General features: G+C 53.8%; 13 protein-coding genes. 5 read left to right on the top strand and 8 right to left on the bottom strand.

Annotated features, from left to right (window positions below; genetic code table 11):
- Positions 1-8 precede the first annotated feature (8 nt).
- Positions 9-1,166: an FAD-dependent urate hydroxylase HpxO gene (gene hpxO, locus RIN69_RS11215; RefSeq protein ID WP_313857464.1), complete on the top strand. Its 1,158-nt coding sequence runs from the start codon at positions 9-11 to the stop codon at positions 1,164-1,166.
- 15 nt (positions 1,167-1,181) lie between these two features.
- Here hpxO and bla read toward each other — a convergent pair whose 3' ends face one another.
- The 6 genes from bla to guaD all read right to left on the bottom strand — a co-directional run bounded on the left by bla (position 1,182) and on the right by guaD (position 10,237).
- Entirely contained in the window at positions 1,182-2,081 is a 900-nt protein-coding gene (gene bla / locus RIN69_RS11210) for a class A beta-lactamase (protein WP_390902516.1), read from the bottom strand.
- 49 nt (positions 2,082-2,130) lie between these two features.
- A complete protein-coding gene (gene dcp / locus RIN69_RS11205) occupies positions 2,131-4,218 on the bottom strand; it encodes a peptidyl-dipeptidase Dcp (protein ID WP_390902538.1) in 2,088 nt (695 codons plus the stop codon).
- A gap of 135 nt (positions 4,219-4,353) precedes the next feature.
- Positions 4,354-5,124, bottom strand: a complete 771-nt coding sequence (xdhC, locus tag RIN69_RS11200; RefSeq protein ID WP_313857462.1) for a xanthine dehydrogenase accessory protein XdhC — start codon at positions 5,122-5,124, stop codon at positions 4,354-4,356.
- The gene (gene xdhB, locus RIN69_RS11195) at positions 5,111-7,477 is read right to left on the bottom strand and encodes a xanthine dehydrogenase molybdopterin binding subunit (protein ID WP_313857461.1); all 2,367 of its coding nucleotides are present in this window, start codon (positions 7,475-7,477) and stop codon (positions 5,111-5,113) included. Before xdhB ends, xdhC begins: the two co-directional genes overlap by 14 nt.
- A complete protein-coding gene (gene xdhA / locus RIN69_RS11190; RefSeq protein ID WP_313857459.1) occupies positions 7,467-8,909 on the bottom strand; it encodes a xanthine dehydrogenase small subunit in 1,443 nt (480 codons plus the stop codon). Before xdhA ends, xdhB begins: the two co-directional genes overlap by 11 nt.
- Positions 8,906-10,237: a guanine deaminase gene (guaD, locus tag RIN69_RS11185; RefSeq protein WP_313857458.1), complete on the bottom strand. Its 1,332-nt coding sequence runs from the start codon at positions 10,235-10,237 to the stop codon at positions 8,906-8,908. The genes xdhA and guaD overlap by 4 nt, the downstream gene beginning before the upstream one ends.
- Positions 10,238-10,640: 403 nt before the next feature.
- Here guaD and ydfG point away from each other — a divergent pair, with 403 nt between their 5' ends.
- Positions 10,641-11,387, top strand: a complete 747-nt coding sequence (ydfG, locus tag RIN69_RS11180) for a bifunctional NADP-dependent 3-hydroxy acid dehydrogenase/3-hydroxypropionate dehydrogenase YdfG (RefSeq protein WP_313857457.1) — start codon at positions 10,641-10,643, stop codon at positions 11,385-11,387.
- A gap of 34 nt (positions 11,388-11,421) precedes the next feature.
- Here ydfG and RIN69_RS11175 read toward each other — a convergent pair whose 3' ends face one another.
- On the bottom strand, positions 11,422-11,745 hold the full coding sequence (locus tag RIN69_RS11175) for a YnfA family protein (RefSeq protein WP_313857456.1): 324 nt from the start codon (positions 11,743-11,745) through the stop codon (positions 11,422-11,424).
- Positions 11,746-11,880: 135 nt separating this feature from the next.
- Between RIN69_RS11175 and RIN69_RS11170 the strand changes: the two genes are divergently transcribed.
- Entirely contained in the window at positions 11,881-12,228 is a 348-nt protein-coding gene (locus tag RIN69_RS11170) for a DUF1283 family protein (protein WP_313857712.1), read from the top strand.
- 51 nt (positions 12,229-12,279) lie between these two features.
- Positions 12,280-12,576 (top strand): DUF1161 domain-containing protein, encoded by a 297-nt coding sequence (locus RIN69_RS11165; protein WP_313857455.1) that lies wholly within the window; start codon positions 12,280-12,282, stop codon positions 12,574-12,576.
- A gap of 59 nt (positions 12,577-12,635) precedes the next feature.
- On the opposite strand, the gene RIN69_RS11160 is transcribed toward RIN69_RS11165, so the two are convergent.
- Positions 12,636-14,090 (bottom strand): MDR family MFS transporter, encoded by a 1,455-nt coding sequence (locus RIN69_RS11160; RefSeq protein WP_313857452.1) that lies wholly within the window; start codon positions 14,088-14,090, stop codon positions 12,636-12,638.
- 427 nt (positions 14,091-14,517) lie between these two features.
- Between RIN69_RS11160 and osmY the strand changes: the two genes are divergently transcribed.
- Positions 14,518-15,234: an osmoprotectant ABC transporter permease OsmY gene (gene osmY / locus RIN69_RS11155; RefSeq protein WP_313857450.1), complete on the top strand. Its 717-nt coding sequence runs from the start codon at positions 14,518-14,520 to the stop codon at positions 15,232-15,234.
- Positions 15,235-15,251 lie beyond the last annotated feature (17 nt).

Raw genomic sequence — 15,251 nt, 5'->3', positions numbered from 1 at the left:
AGAATGTAATGAAAGCAATCGTGATTGGTGGCGGAATTGGCGGTATGTGCGCAGCGATAGCGCTGAAGCGTTTTGGTATTGAAACTGCTGTATACGAGGCAGTGAAAGAGATCAAACCGGTCGGCGCCGCGATTTCAATCTGGCCAAATGGCGTGAAATGCCTTAACTGGCTGGGTATGAAAGAGCCACTGCGCGCGCTGGGCGGACCGATGCATTACATGGCCTATCACGACTATCTGCATGGCCAGACGATGACGCGCTTCAGTATCAATCCGCTAATCGAAAGCGTTGGCGAACGCCCTTATCCGGTAGCACGCGCGGAATTACAGGCGATGCTGCTGGATACCTATGGTCGCGATGCGGTGCAATTCGGTAAACGCGTGACCCATATCGAAGAATCAGCCGCTGGGGTGACTGCCTGGTTTGATGATGGCACTGAAGCCCACGGCGATCTGCTGATTGCGGCAGATGGCACCCACTCGGTTATCCGCCAGCACGTTCTGGGTTATCGTACCGAACGCCGCTATGCCGGTTACGTTAACTGGAACGGGCTGGTTGAGATTGACTCCTCAATTGCCCCCGCCGATCAATGGACTACCTTTGTCGGTGAAGGCAAGCGTGTCTCCCTGATGCCGGTCAGCGGCAATCGCTTCTACTTCTTCTTTGATGTGCCGTTGCCAACAGGACTGAAGGAAGATCGCAGCACGGTTCGTGACGACTTACAGCGTTATTTCGCTGGCTGGGCCGCGCCGGTGCAAAAGCTGATTGCCAGTATTAATCCGGAAACCACTAACCGGATTGAAATTCATGATATCGAACCTTTTATGCAACTGGTGAAAGGCCGGGTCGCACTGCTCGGCGATGCGGGCCACAGCACCACGCCGGATATTGGTCAGGGCGGCTGTGCGGCAATGGAAGATGCGATTGTACTGGCGACAGCGTTGCAGACCAACTCGCTGGGAATTGAAGATGCGCTGCTGCGTTATCAGGAAAAACGCGCATGGCGGGTAAAAGATCTGGTGCTTAAGGCGCGCAAACGCTGTGACGTAACCCACGGTAAAGAGATGGCAGTTACCGAACAGTGGTATCAGGAGCTGAAACAGGAAACCGGCGAACGCATTCTTTCCGGCATGTGTGAAACCATTCTCGGTGGGCCACTGGAATAAGCTGGCCCAGTCAGATTACTGTTTTTCCCACGCCGCCAGCACCAGCCTGGTGGCGCTGGCCAGCACATCGCGGCGCGCTTCAGCCTGCGGCTGCTGCTGAGTAAAGTAGACAGCCAGTACCAGCGGTTCGCCCTGTGGTGGCCAGAGGATCGCCAGATCGTTGGTGGTGCCGTAGTCACCCGCTCCGGTTTTATCGCCCACTTGCCAGCCTGCCGGCACGCCCGCGCGAATGCTTTGTGCGCCGGTTTTACTCTGCTTTAACCACTGAATCAGCATTTGCTGCTGAGCAGCGGGCAATGCCTTGCCCAACGCCAGCTGATGTAAATTTGTCGCCATTGCTTTGGGCGTTGAGGTATCACGCAGATCACCAGGGATGGCACTGTTTAACGCGGTTTCCCAGCGGTCCAGACGGGTCTGATTATCCCCTAAACTGCGTGCCAGTGCGGTAATACCCTGCGGACCGCCGATTTCGCGCAGCAGAAAGTTGCCCGCCGAGTTATCACTCAGCTCAACCGCCGCTGCGCCGAGTTCAGCAACGGTCATTCCCTGTTGCAGATGCTTTTCCGTCACCGGCGAATAGGTCACCAGATCGCTCTGTTGATAATGAATGCGCTTATCCAGTAAATCGGGCTGTTGCACGCTGCGTTGCAGCACAGCGGCAGCGGCAAGCGCTTTAAAGGTACTGGTCATGGCGAAGCGTTCGTCGCCGCGATAGCTGAGCTGACGCGATGATCCACTGTCAATCAGTGCCACACCGAGACGGCCGTTGGCCGATGACTCCAGAGCACTGAGCTGAGCAGCCAGCGTTTCCGGCTGAGCGGCCAACACTGCTGTGGATGAGAACAGCGAGACGATAGCCAGCCCGGCGGCGGCCAGTAAATATTTGCGTCGGGATACGGTAAAAATTGTGATCATTAAGCCAACCATCCTGTGGTCCGGGCGGCGCAGGCCGCCCTTATTGATATTACTTTAGTCCGCGATTAATCAGCATTGGCTCGATTTGCGGCTCCTGCCCACGCCAGTCGTGATACAGCTGGCGCAAATCACTGCTGTTACCGCGCGAGAGGATCATATCGCGGAAGCGCTGGCCGTTTTCGCGTGTCAGCCCACCGTGCTCGCGGAACCATTCAAAGCCATCATCGGCCAGCATCTGAGTCCATAAATAGGCGTAATATCCGGCGGCGTAACCATTGCCCCAGATATGCTGGAAGTAACTGGAACGATAGCGTGGCGGAACCTCTGACAGATCGATATTATCCTGTTTCAGGGCGCTTTGCTCAAAGTTATCAACATCCTGCAATGGTTCATTCGCCGTCAGGCTGTGCCAGTGCATATCCAGTAGCGCGGCCGACAGCAGTTCGGTCATATCATAGCCTTTATTAAATTTATTGGCTTTGATGATCTTGTCGTGCAGCGCCTGCGGCATCGGTTCATTACTCTGATAATGGCGAGCGAAGTGTTTAAACACCTGCTCGTCACTGGCCCAGTGTTCATTAAACTGAGAGGGAAACTCAACGAAATCACGCGGGGTTTCCGTACCGGATAGGCCCGGGTATTGCTGATCGGCAAAGATGCCGTGCAGCGCATGGCCAAATTCGTGGAAAAGTGTGATCACTTCATCCCATGACAGCAGCGCAGGCTGGCCAGCGACCGGTTTGCTGATATTGGAGACATTATAAATCACCGGTTTGCTGCCCAACAGTTTTGACTGCTCGACAAAATTGCCCATCCAGGCACCGCCGCCTTTATTATCGCGCTTAAAGAAATCGGCATAGAACAGCGCAATAGAGCGGCCATCTTCGTCAAACACCTCATACACTTTGACGTCCGGATGATAAACCGGCAGATCGTCGCGCTGTTTAAAGGTGATGCCGTAAAGTTGGGTCGCCGCATAGAACACACCGTTTTGCAGCACGTTATTCAGCTCGAAATACGGCTTAATTTGCGATTCATCCAGATCGTATTTGGTGCGGCGCACCTGTTCGGCGTAGAAAGCCCAGTCCCACGGAGCAAGTTTAAAATTGCCCTGCTGTTTATCGATCACCGCCTGAATATCCGCCGCTTCACGCCTGGCGCGGGCGGTAGCTGCTGGCACAATCTCACGCATAAAACTCAGCGCGGCATCCGGCGTTTTCGCCATTTGATCCTGTAATTTCCACTCGGCGTAGGTTTTGAAGCCCAGCAGTTGCGCCTGCCCGGCGCGCACCTTCGCCAGGCGAGCAATCAGCTGACGCGTATCGTTATCATCGCCCTTTTCTGCCCGTAACCACGAGGCGTTAAACAACGCTTCCCGCGTCGCACGCTGGCTGAGGATTTGTAGGTCGGGCTGTTGCGTGGTGTTTTGCAGCGCCAGTAACCAGCGATCCTGCAGGCCACGCTGGCTGGCCGCCTCAGATGCCGCAGCCAGTTCACCGGCGCTTAACCCCTCCAGCTGAGCTTTATCGGCCAGCACTAACGCGCCGGATTTGGTCGCCGCCAGCAGACGGTTGGTAAAGCGGGTGCTGAGCGTGGCGGCTTCCTGATTCAGTGCTTTCAGCTGGGTCTTTTGCTGTTCGGAGAGTGTGGCGCCGGACAGCTTAAAAGCCTGCCAGCTGACCTCTACCAGGCGACGCGCCTCGGCTGACAGCTGAAGCGTATCGCGCTGCTGGTAAACCCGATCGAGTCGGGCGAACAGTTTGCTGTTGAGCTTGATCTCATCATCCAGCGCCGCCAACAGCGGTGCAGTCTGTTCATCAATTTTTTGCAGCCGATCGTTAGTATTGGCGGCAGTCATGGCGCTGAAAACGTTGGTTACGCGCCTTAACATCAGGCCACTCTTCTCCAGCGCTTCATAGGTATTCTCAAAGGTTGGCGCTGCCGGATTATCTGCAATGCGCTGTACTTCCTCGCGCTTTTGCCTGATGCCGGCTTCTATTGCTGGCAGGTAATCCTGGTCGTTAATACGGTTAAAATTAGGGGTCTGAAACGCTAAATCACTGGGTTGACTGAATGGATTTTGTTCGCCGGGCATTGCCGTTTGCTCCTTTTTACTCTCTTCCACCGCCTGCGCCATGACTGCGCTGCTGCTTAAAGCCAGACTGGTGGCCAGAAAAACCGTTGATAAACGCATATCCTTACCTTCCTCTCCTTACCAGTTAAGCAGAAAGCATAGGTGGCAATAGATAGCAGTGCCATTTGATTTTACAGGCTAATTTTGCTGATACACCGCAATAATTTCTGCAGCTACCGCGACGGCAATCTCTGCTGGCAGTTTTCCTTTTACATCCGGTAGCCCCATTGGACAGCGCATGGTGTTCAGCTGCTGGCGACTGAAACCTTTACCCTCCAGCCGGTATTCAAAGCGCTGACGCTTGGTGGCCGAACCGATTACGCCGAAGTAGCGATAGTCACCACGGCGTAAAATGGCTTCGCACAGCTCCAGATCGCGCGGATGATGATGGGTCATAACAATAAAATAACTGCCGACTGGCATCGCCTGCACCTGATCGCGCGGATCTTCTGCCTGACAAACAGTAACACCGGGCGGCACCAGATTAAACTGCCCTTCGCGTTCATCTATCCAGTGAATGTGACAGGGTAACGTCGACAGCAAGCTAACCAGCGCTTGTCCGACGTGCCCTGCGCCAAAAACCGCGATTTGCGGCTGTTGCTGCATTAGCGGTTCGAACAGAATGGTAGTCATTCCGCCGCAGCATTGCCCAAGCCGTGCACCGAGGGCAAACTGCTCGGTGTGTGGCGTTTGCTGGCCGCGGCTCAACAGGTCACGTGCCTGCCCGATGCAGCTGAATTCAAGATGCCCGCCGCCGATGGTGAGATAACTGCGTTCACGCGTCACCACCATTTTGCTGCCGCGATCGCGCGGTACTGAGCCTTTCTCATCCAGTACGGTAATCAGCACGCAGGGTTCGCGCTTTTCCCGCAGCTCACCAAGAACAGCGATCCAGTCATGGTAGATCATCTGCGCCTCCTGCCAGCTGACTGGCGGCGCGCCATACCCGCTCCGGCGTGGCTGGCGAATCCATTAACGGATGCTGGCGATACCCGGCCACACTGGCAACGGCGTCCTGTAGCGCGCACCACACAGAGATTCCCAGCATAAACGGAGGTTCGCCCACCGCTTTGGAATGAAAAACGGTATCTTGCGGATTCTTACGGTTTTCCAGCAGCGTCACGCGCATATCAGCCGGAACATCAGTAATCGCCGGAATCTTATAACTGGCTGGCCCATCGGTCATCAGCCTGCCCTGGTCATTCCAGACCAGTTCTTCACAGGTCAGCCAGCCCATCCCCTGCACAAATCCGCCCTCAATCTGCCCGATATCAATTGCCGGATTCAGCGAAGCGCCAACGTCATGCAGGATATCGGCGCGCAACAGGCGATATTCACCGGTCAGCGTGTCGATCACCACTTCCGCACAGGCAGCGCCATAAGCAAAGTAGTAAAAGGGCTTTCCGCGTCCGGCCTCTCGATCGTAGTGAATACCCGGCACCTTATAATAACCGGTGGCCGACAGCGGCACCTGATTCAGCCACGCCATCTGCGACACCTCTGCGAAGCTAAAGTGCTTATCAGCAACTTTGACAATGCCGTTGCGGAAGCTGACCGCGTCAGGCGTGCAGTGATGTAACTGACACAGCATCGAAGTCATGCGTTCGCGCAGAATTTCTGCCGCATTTTGCGCCGCTTTTCCATTCAGATCAGTACCGCTTGAGGCGGCAGTCGGTGAGGTGTTCGGCACTTTACCGGTATCAGTGGCGGTGATTTCAATCTGGTCGATATCGATTTGCAGCACCTCAGCAACAATTTGCGCCACTTTAGTATTCAGCCCCTGGCCCATTTCAGTACCGCCATGATTGAGCTGTACCGTGCCGTCGCTGTAGATCAGGATCAACGCCCCAGCCTGGTTAAGAAAGCTGGAGGTAAAAGAGATGCCGAATTTAACCGGCGTTAGCGCCAGACCGCGCTTAATAAAGCGACTGCTGGCGTTAAAAGCACTGATTTCGGCGCGACGCGCCTGATAACCGGCACTCTGCTCCAGTTGTGCGGTGATCTCTTCCAGCAGATTATCCTCAACCTGCTGGTGATAATGGGTAATATTGCGCTGTAGTTTGCCGTAATAGTTACGCTTGCGAATATCCAGCGGATCAAGACCGCGCTCACGGGCAATATGATCCATAATCTGCTCAATCGCCACCATGCCTTGTGGGCCGCCAAAACCACGATAGGCAGTATTGGAGGCGGTATTGGTGCGGCAGCGGTAGCCGGTGATTAGCGCATCACCGAGGTAATAGGCGTTATCGGCATGAAACATCGCGCGGTCAACAATCGAGCCGGAGAGATCGAGCGAATAGCCGCAGTTTGCCGCCAAATCAATTTTTACCCCGCAGAATCGGCCAGCGTCGTCATATCCGACGTCGTAACGAACATAGAACGGATGACGCTTGCCGGTAATCTGCATATCATCGCGGCGCGCCAGGCGCATTTTAACCGGCCGACCGGTTAACGCTGCCGCGACGGCACACAGGCAGGCAACGCCCGCCGCCTGCGTCTCTTTACCGCCAAATCCTCCACCCATTCGCCGCATATCGATGGTAACTTTGTTCATGCTGATGCCCATCACTGAGGCCACCAGTTTCTGCACTTCGGTCGGGTTCTGCGTGGATGAAAACACCCGCAGTGCGCGATCTTCGCCGGGCACCACCATGGCAATCTGGGTTTCCAGATAAAAATGCTCCTGACCGCCAATATGAAACTCACCGCTGAGACGATGTGGTGCACGGGCCAGTGCCGCCTCTGCATCGCCGCGCTGGTGAATATGCGGCTGCTGAACATAACTGCGCTGCTCCAGTGCCTGCCGGACATCCAGCAGCGGCGTCAGCTCCTGATACTCAATAATCGCGGCCTGCGCCGCCTTACGTGCCGCCTGCGGGGTTTCGGCCACCACCGCCAGAATCACCTGACCAAAATAATCCACCCGATCTTTAGCCAGCAGCGGGTCGCCCGGCTCCAGCGGGCCGATATCGCCATCGCCCGGCACATCCTGCCAGCCAAGCACCCGCACCACGCCGGGAATGGCATAACAGGGGGCGGTATCAATGCTGATGATGCGCGCGTGGGCATGCTCACTGAGCCGTGGACAGATATGCAACTGGCCGGGAAACTCCAGCCGATCGTCGATATAAGCTGCTGCGCCGCAGACGTGTTTTTCTGCACTTTCATGCTTATTGCTGCGACCAACGCCAGTTTGCATGGCCGCCAGATACTGCTGTTCAGTCAATGTTTCATTAAGTGCAGGACGATTACGAGACATAACGCGCCACCTCCGTAATGGTCAGCTCACCGGATAACAGATGGTAGTAACGGCGTAACAGATTTTTCGCCACCTGAAGGCGATAGTCGGCGCTGGCGCGAAAATCGCTTAATGGCTGAAAATCGATCGCCAGCGCCCGGCAGGCGTTCTCCAGTGTGCGCAGATCGAATTGTTGACCGGACAGCTGCTGTTCACAGGCGCTGGCGCGTTTCGCTATCTCTGCCATGCCGCCAAATGCCACCCGCGCCTCAACAATCACGCCGTCAACAATTTGCAGATTAAAGGCGGCAAAAACGGTGGAAATATCGTCATCAAGCCGTTTCGACACTTTCCAGGCATGGAAGTTATGTGACGTTGTCACGTTTGGAATCACAATCGCGCGAATAAACTCCCCCGGTTGTAAGGCAGTTTTGCGGTAGCTCAGGAAAAACTGTGACAGCGGCAGGCGGCGCTGCTGCTCGCCAGATTGCAGAATTAATTTGGCATCCAGCGCCAGCAGCATCGGCGGCGTATCGCCTATCGGCGAGGCATTGGCAATATTGCCACCCAGCGTGCCCTGATTGCGGATCTGTAATGAGGCGAAACGCTGCAACACTTCTGAAAAACCGGGAAGCTTATCCGTCAAAAAGTGATAACAGGCGGTCAGTGAGGCTGCGGCTCCCAGAACGATCTCCTGAGCATTAATTTCACACTGTTGCAGCTCGTCAATCTGTTCCAGCGCTATCAGCAGCGGCAAGCTTTTATATTGCTGGCTGATCTGTAACACCAGGTCAGTACCGCCAGCCAGCAGACGAGCATCCGGATATTGCAGATACAGTTCTGTCAGCTGAGCTACGGTTTTCGGTAGCAGACAGCGATGGCCCTGCCACTCAATTTGCTGTAGCTGAGGATTTTTCAGCGCCTGCAATTGCTGCGCTACGCTGGCCTGCTGGCGATCAAAAGTGTCATCTTCGGAGCTTTCACAGGCCTGACGTGCGGCATCGACAATCGGACGATAGCCGGTACAGCGACAAAGATTGCCTGCCAGCGCCTGTTCAGTCTGATGACGATCCCAGCTGCTGCTGTTTTTTTGCAGAGTGAATAGCGACATAACAAAACCGGGTGTACAGAAGCCGCATTGCGAGGCATGGCAGTCTACCATCGCCTGCTGCACGCTATGTAACTGATTACCCTGTTTAACATCTTCAACGGTTATCAGCTGTTTTCCTTGCAGCGTGCTGACCAGCGTCAGGCAGCTGTTAATGGTTTCATAGCGCATCTCGCCGTTAACTTCATTACCCAGCGTCACGGTACAGGCACCGCAATCGCCTGATGCGCAGCCCTCTTTAGTACCACTGCGGCGTTGATGTTGACGCAGATAATTCAGTACCGTCAGATTGGGATCAATATGCTGTTCGGTGATCAGCGTCTGGTTAAGCAAAAATTGAATCATGCTGCTTTCTCCCCATCAACGCGCTGCCAGACGCTATTCCCGTTAACCCAGGTGGCGGCAATATTGCGGTCATCACCCAATGTCATCAGTACAAAAAGCTGCTCCCAGATATCGCGACTGTTGCCGTGACGCAGCTGCTGCAATGCCGAAACCGCCGGATCCAGCACCACAAAATCCGCCTCTTTTCCGGCATTGAAATTACCAATACAGTGGTCGAGATCCAGCGCCTGCGCGCCGCCGAGCGTCGCGTGATAGAAAGCTTCACAGGCTGCCAGTTTGTAACCTTGCAGCTGCGACACTTTGTAGGCTTCACCCAGGGTTTGCAGCAGATTAAAGGTAGTGCCTGCGCCGACGTCGGTGCCGATGCCAATTTTCACCTGTTTGTCCCAGCTCTTTTTCACATCAAACAGCCCGCTGCCCAGAAACAAATTTGAGGTTGGGCAAAAAGCGATGGAGGAATCGGTTTGATGCAGGCAGTCCCACTCCTGATCTTCAAGATGCAGACAGTGCGCAAATACGCTGCGGCGGCCGGTAAGCTGGTAGTGATGATAAACATCAAGATAGCTGCTGTTTTCCGGAAACAGCGATTTAACCCACTCAACTTCCTGGGGATTTTCACTTAAATGGGTGTGCAGCCAGCTGTCCGGAAATTCCTGCCTGAGCCTGCGCACGCAGGCGAGCAGTTCTGGCGACGAGGTCGGCGCAAAACGCGGGGTAATGGCGTAGCTGAGGCGGCCACGATTATGCCAGCGCTCGATCAGCGTTCGCGTCTGCTGATAACTCTGTTCGGCGCTTTCGGTGAGGTAGTCCGGCGCATTACGGTCCATCATCACTTTGCCGGCAATCAGGCGCATCCCCAGCTGCTCTGCGGCACTAAATAAAGCATCGACGGATTGCGGATGGACGGTGCCAAACACCAGTGCGGTCGTGGTGCCATTACTGAGTAGCTGATGAAGGAAAAAAGCCGACATTTTTTCCGCATGCTGCGGGCAGTGATACTGACTTTCGACCGGAAAAGTATACTGCTGTAGCCATTCCAGTAGCTGTTCGCCAAAAGCACCGATCATTTCGGTCTGTGGATAATGAATATGGCTGTCGACAAAGCCAGGTACGATCAGCTTGCCGCGATAATCTGTCAGCGGATGTTGGTCCGTCAGCTGTGCGCGGCCCTCTTCCCACGGCTGCAAACTGACAATTCGGCCGCCGTTAATCAGCAGCAGTCCATCGGCAATATGGCGTGCCTGTTGCGGGAGTTGCTCCGGTTGAGTCACCGTCGCCGTTATATCAAAAAAGCTGCCGCGTATGGCTTGGGTATATTTCACTGACATGGCAATTCCCTTTTGAGAAAGGATTAGCTCTCTCTAATTAATAGCAGACTAAGATCTCGTTAACCAGAAATTGCAAAAGGCATGCCAGTTATTTAATTAACTTTACCCGTTAATAATCAATAAATTACAATAAATACACGCAAACAAACTTATCAGCACAAAATAATTACTGCGCAAACGGTTGCCTTTAGCTTTGCAATCGTTTGCCTGCGGTTTAAAAAAGGTTTTAATAATAAATTGCGCTAAAGCCACCATTTATCTGCACCACAGCAATGCGCGTTATGCGTTTTTTGCACCATTGATGTGCAGATATTTGCTTACGCTGAAACTGATTCTGCTCTTACCTGCTGCTGCCCTAAGTGATATGGTGTCTGAAACCTAAAATGTGTTGAGGAACAGTGAGATGATAATTCTTGTTACTGGTGCGACCGCCGGTTTTGGTCAAAGTATTGCTCGCCGGTTTATTGCTGATGGTCACAAAGTGATCGCCACCGGCCGTCGTTCCGGGCGTTTACAAACGCTGAAAGATGAGTTGGGCGATAATCTCTACACCCTGCAATTCGACGTGCGCAATCGCGCCGGTATTGAAGAAGCGCTGGCAAGCTTACCGGTCGAATGGCGTGAAATTGATGTGCTGGTGAATAACGCCGGGCTGGCGTTGGGTATTGAACCGGCGCACAAAGCCAGTATTGAAGATTGGGAAAATATGATCGACACCAATAATAAAGGCCTGGTGTATATGACCCGCGCGGTGCTGCCAGCGATGGTAGAGCGTAATGTCGGTCATATCATCAATATTGGTTCGATTGCCGGTAGCTGGCCTTATGCTGGTGGCAATGTTTATGGTGCGACCAAAGCCTTTGTGCGTCAGTTCAGCCTTAATCTGCGCACCGACCTGCACGGCACTGCGCTGCGCGTAACGGATATCGAGCCGGGACTGGTTGGCGGCACCGAATTCTCCAACGTGCGCTTCAAGGGTGATGATGACAAAGCGGATAAGGTTTATGACGGCACCACCGCATTGACCGCTGAAGACGTCACCGAAGCGGTTTACTGGGTCGCGACGCTGCCAAAACATGTCAATATCAATACCTTAGAAATGATGCCAGTCAGCCAGACGCTGGCCGGTCTTAAAATCCATAAGCCTTAATTGCCCTGACCCGGTGTGATGCGGTTACACCGGGCTATTTGCTCCAGCCAGCAACAATGATCAGCATTCCACTCAATGCCACCGCCGCACCCAGCCAGTCATAACCGCTCAGACGTACTCCATTGACCCAGCGCAACCACAACAGAGCCGTCATCACATACACGCCGCCGTAAGCGGCATAGACCCGTCCACTGGCCGCGGGATGTAAGGTCAGTAACCAGACAAAAAGCGCCAGGCTAACAGCCGCCGGGATCAGCAACAGTACAGAACCGCCCTTTTTTAACCACAACCACGGGAGAAAGCAGCCGACGATTTCAGCAATTGCGGTTATAAAAAACAGTAAAGAGGTTTTAAGCATTGGGTAAAAGATCTCTCAGAAGTGTAAACAAGTCGGTTGTGTGGCTGGTGAGCAATTGAACCCCAATGATATAATAAAACCGATCCTGACCCCAGCAGCGCTGGCTGACTGGGGTATTAACCAAAGGAACTAATGATGAAAATTCTGCATAAACGCCTGTTTTCTGCCCTTCTGCCAATGACTTTGCTTGGCAGCATGCTGGCTTTCCAACCGGTCGCACTGGCGAAAACTGACCGTGTGATTATTGAGAGCGGGAATAATGCGCTCAGTACTGAGCAGGCGCGTCAGGACCAGCAACAGTGGGATGACACCCGCATGTTGCGCAAAAAGGTCAACACTCGCGTCGAGAAGGAGTTTGATAAAGCTGACCGCGCATTTGATACCCGTGATGCCTGTGACAAAAGTTTTAATGTGAATGCATACTGGGAACCTAATACCCTGCGCTGTCTTGATCGCCGCACCGGTCGTCCGGTTGCTCCATAAGCGAATAACAGCTGCTATGCTTAAGACAGTTTTTAACAAAAGGATAATGTGATGAAAACGTCTGCGATGATCTTAACTGCGCTGTGCTTTGCCGCCCCACTGGCGGTTCAGGCTTCCTGTGAAACCGTTAAAGCCGATATCAGTCAAAAAATTATCAATAATGGAGTGCCTGAATCAGGCTTCTCTCTGGATATTGTCCCCAACGATCAGGCCGATCAAGCGGGTGGTCAGGTAGTTGGCCACTGTGAAAACGATACGCAAAAAATCGTTTATAAGCGCAATGGTAATAATGCCGATGTGAATGTGCCGTCCGATGCCGGTACCACTCAGGATGCGCCGGCAAGTTAACGCGATAACCACGACGACGAGAGCCGAAATTCGGCTCTCGTAACGTTTCTTTTATTCGACTATTCCGGCCTTCTCTGCGGCATTGCCCGCGCAATCACCATACTCATCAGAGCAATCAGCAACGATGCGACAAACACCCAGTGCAGTGACGCCGCAACCTGCGCAACGACCTGCTGCAGCGTGTCATGGTGTAACGTTTGCCGCTCGCCTTCCGACATAATTTGCTGCACCGGATCGTGCTGATCGGGCAGGCGCAACATCAGATTATAATTGAGTACTGCTCCCATTAACGCCGTGCCCAGCGCCGAGCCCAGCATGCGGCTGAACATGATTGATGCGGTACAGATACCGCGAATATGAAATTCAGCACTGTTCTGCACCGAAACCAGAAAGGTCGTGCTGGTCATTCCCATTCCGGTGCCAATCACAAATGCGGCACAACCGGCGTAAATCAGCGAGCTGTCACGCTGCAAGGTTAACAGCAGCGCAGTACCGATAATCAGTAACAGCGCGCCAAGCTGTGCGGTAAAGCGATACGAGGTACGCAGCATCAGGCGACCACTCAGGGTGCTGGCGATTGGCCAGCCGATCGACATCATTGCCAGCGCACTGCCGGCCTGTAAAGGCGTGCCGCCATTCACCCCCTGAATCCAGGTTGGCAGAAAAGCGCTGATGCCCATCATCGCCGCGCCAATCACCAGATTACCGGCATTGCCCGCGACAATAATCCGGCTGCGCCAGATCGCCAGCGGAAACAGCGGTTCCTTAGCCTGCTTTTCGTGCCTGACCAGTGCGTATCCGCCGATCAGCGCCATTGCAAAGAACAGCAGCGACCAGTAACCCAATGCTTCAGCCTGAAGTAAAGCGACCAGCAGCGAAGAGACGCAGATCATCAGCCAGAAACTGCCGCCCAAATCCAGACGATGTTGATGCTGCGGTTTGATTTCCGGCAGCAAACGCGCCAGCATCAGCATTGAGATAATGCCAATCGGCACATTAACCCAAAAAATCAGCGCCCAGCTAAAGTGCTGGACGATCCACGCGCCGGTCAGGGGGCCGATGATTGCCGCAATCCCCCAGACGCTGGAGAGCCAGCCCTGAATGCCGGCGCGTTCTTTAGGCGAGTAGATATCCGCGACAATGGTTGAAGTCAGCGGCATTATGGCCCCGGCACCCAGCCCCTGAAAAGCGCGAAACAGTATCAGCCAGCCCATATTATTGGCGAAGCCACACAGCACCGAGCCGAGCAGAAACAGCGAGGTGCCAATAAAAAACACCCGTTTTCTGCCCCATAAATCTGCCAGACGACCATAAATGGGTACGCTGACCGCCTGCGTCAGCAGATAAATAGAGAATACCCAGCCAAACTGAGAAAAGCCGCCCAGCTCAGCAATAATGGTCGGCATTGCCGTTGCAACAATGGTTACTTCAATTGCCGCCATAAACATTGCCAGCATAGCGGCGAATAAAATCCAGCGACGATGCGCGACCTGATGTTGAATATTTTCCGTCATAGTATCCCTTAGGTTGTCCAGGATTAAGGCTAGCTCATCCCTGTAACCGACAGTTTTCCTATTGTGCGCTGGATAAGTGACACCGTCACATAATAATCTGCTTTTTTTTCTTTTCTCTGCTTTCCCCAGTGACTACGCGGCACGGCACGCAATCCGCTTGAAAACTATCCTGCTGATTTTGCCCGTAAAAGTTGCCTGTAACCTCAACACGCTGCTATAGCTTTAAAGGTCCTTTTTAACCTTTGACCCATTTAATGCGTTAAGAAGAGTTTTTTCTCTGCTTCAAGCGGTGAATTCGGTTTTGGATATGGCGCTGCGTTTTTTGCCGTTTCTGTCGTTTCACCTCCCGGTTTAATAACAAGGGCAACCTTCCGGCTCCCACTGGAAGCGCGTCCCAATGAATGCGGTATCAGGGAGAATCATCCTCATGCAAAACTTAGCGCTGATTAAGCGTGCAGCCCTTGCGGTGCTGTTCATTATTGTGGTGCTCGGGTTACTGGTTTATGGCCTGGGCTTCGAGACCATCAAGTCACGCCAGGTGGATTTGATCTATCTCGGTAAGCAACATATGTATCTGGTGTTCTGGTCGATGCTGTTCGCGCTTGGCGTCGGTATTCCCAGCGGCATCATTCTTAGCCGTCCGTTCGCCCGTCGCTGGGCGGAGTACGTGATGCAAATCTTTAACGTCGGTAACACCCTGCCGCCATTGGCGGTACTGGCGCTGGCAATGGTGATTATCGGTATCGGCGACCGTCCGGCAATTGTCGCGCTGTTTCTCGCCTCTTTGCTGCCGATTGTGCGTAACACCTATGCCGGCCTGTGTGCCGTGCAACCGTCACTGCTGGAGGCGGCAAACGGCATTGGCATGACCAAAATGCAGCGTTTGCGCCAGGTCGAGCTGCCTGCCGCGTGGCCGGTGATGCTGTCCGGCATCCGTATCGCCACCGCAATCAACGTCGGTACCGCTCCGCTGGCATTCCTGATTGGTGCCAGCAGCTACGGCGAGCTGATTTTCCCCGGTATCTATCTGAATGATTTCCCGACGCTGATTTTAGGTGCCGCGGCAACGGCGTTGTTCGCGCTGATTCTGGATATGTTACTGGCCGGTTTGGGACGTTTATTAAGCCCACATACCGCGGTTTAACACAATTTTTGGAGTCC

The organism is Winslowiella toletana (genome assembly GCF_032164335.1).
GTDB classification, from domain to species: domain Bacteria; phylum Pseudomonadota; class Gammaproteobacteria; order Enterobacterales; family Enterobacteriaceae; genus Erwinia; species Erwinia toletana_A.
This window is presented reverse-complemented; position numbering and strand designations above follow the sequence as displayed.